The organism is Streptomyces argenteolus (genome assembly GCF_042902585.1).
In the GTDB taxonomy this organism is placed as follows: domain Bacteria; phylum Actinomycetota; class Actinomycetes; order Streptomycetales; family Streptomycetaceae; genus Streptomyces; species Streptomyces argenteolus.
Window position 1 is genome coordinate 1 of record NZ_JBIBEG010000040.1, and the last position, 1,419, is coordinate 1,419.

1 rRNA gene and 1 pseudogene are annotated in these 1,419 nt (G+C 72.2%); both read left to right on the forward strand.

From position 1 onward, the window contains the following. A 5S ribosomal RNA gene (rrf, locus tag ACFY8O_RS34450) occupies positions 1 to 92 on the forward strand; the annotation flags it as partial. Positions 93 to 589: 497 nt separating this feature from the next. Then, positions 590 to 1,419 (forward strand): annotated as a pseudogene (locus ACFY8O_RS34455) (hypothetical protein); the annotation flags it as partial.

Consider the following 1,419-nt stretch of genomic DNA (forward strand, 5'->3'; position numbering starts at 1 on the left):
CGCCCGGTTACATTCCGAACCCGGAAGCTAAGCCTTTCAGCGCCGATGGTACTGCAGGGGGGACCCTGTGGGAGAGTAGGACGCCGCCGAACAATCTTTCAGGGCCCTTGGTCCCAGCGTTCATGCTGGGACCAAGGGTCCTTTTTTTGTGCCGAAGCGCGTCGTTAGGTCGGCTGCGCGAGAATGTCTGTGGTACCCGATGACAGGAGTCACCCCCATGTCCACCAACTCTTCCGACGACCGTCCGGAGCGCGAGCCGCGTCGCCGGGACGGTGGTGACAGGGGCGGCTTCCGAGGCGGCCGCGACGACCGGTCCGGAGCGCCTCGCCGTGACAACGACCGTGGCCCCCGTCGTGACGACAGCCGTGGTGCCGGCACCGGCGGCGGTGGCTTCCGTCGTGACGACCGTGCCCCGCGTCGTGATGACGACCGTGGTGGCTACCGCGGCGGCCAGCGTGATGACCGTGGCGGCCGTCCCGGTGGTGGCTTCGAGCGGCGTGACGACCGTCCGCATGGCCCCCGTCGTGATGACGACCGTCCCGGTGGCTTCCGCCGTGACGACAGCCGTGGCAGCAGCGGTGGCGGCGGCTTCCGCCGCGACGACCGTGAGCGTGGCCCCCGCCGCGACGACGACCGGTCGAGCACCTTCCGCCGTGACGACCGTGCCCCGCGTCGTGATGACGACCGTGGTGGCTACCGTGGCGGCCAGCGCGACGACCGTGGCGGCCGTCCCGGTGGCGGTTTCGAGCGTCGTGACGACCGTGGTGGCCGTCCCGGTGGCGGTTTCGAGCGGCGTGACGACCGTCCGCGCGGCCCGCGCCGTGATGACGACCGTCCCGGTGGTTTCCGTCGTGACGACAGCCGTGGCAGCAGTGGTGGCGGCGGTTTCCGCCGTGACGACAGCCGTGGTGCCGGCACCGGCGGCGGTGGCTTCCGTCGTGACGACCGTGCCCCGCGTCGTGATGACGACCGTGGTGGCTACCGTGGCGGCCAGCGCGACGACCGTGGCGGCCGTCCCGGTGGTGGCTTCGAGCGTCGTGACGACCGTGGTGGCCGTCCCGGTGGCGGTTTCGAGCGGCGTGACGACCGTGGTGGCCGTCCCAGTGGTGGCTTCGAGCGGCGTGACGACCGTCCGCGTGGCCCCCGTCGTGATGACGACCGTCCCGGTGGCTTCCGCCGTGACGACAGCCGTGGCAGCAGCGGTGGCGGCGGCTTCCGCCGCGACGACCGTGAGCGTGGCCCCCGCCGCGACGACGACCGGTCGAGCACCTTCCGCCGTGACGACCGTGCCCCGCGTCGTGATGACGACCGTGGTGGCTACCGTGGCGGCCAGCGCGACGACCGTGGCGGCCGTCCCGGTGGTGGCTTCGAGCGTCGTGACGACCGTGGTGGCCGTCCCGGTGGCGGTTTCGAGCGGCG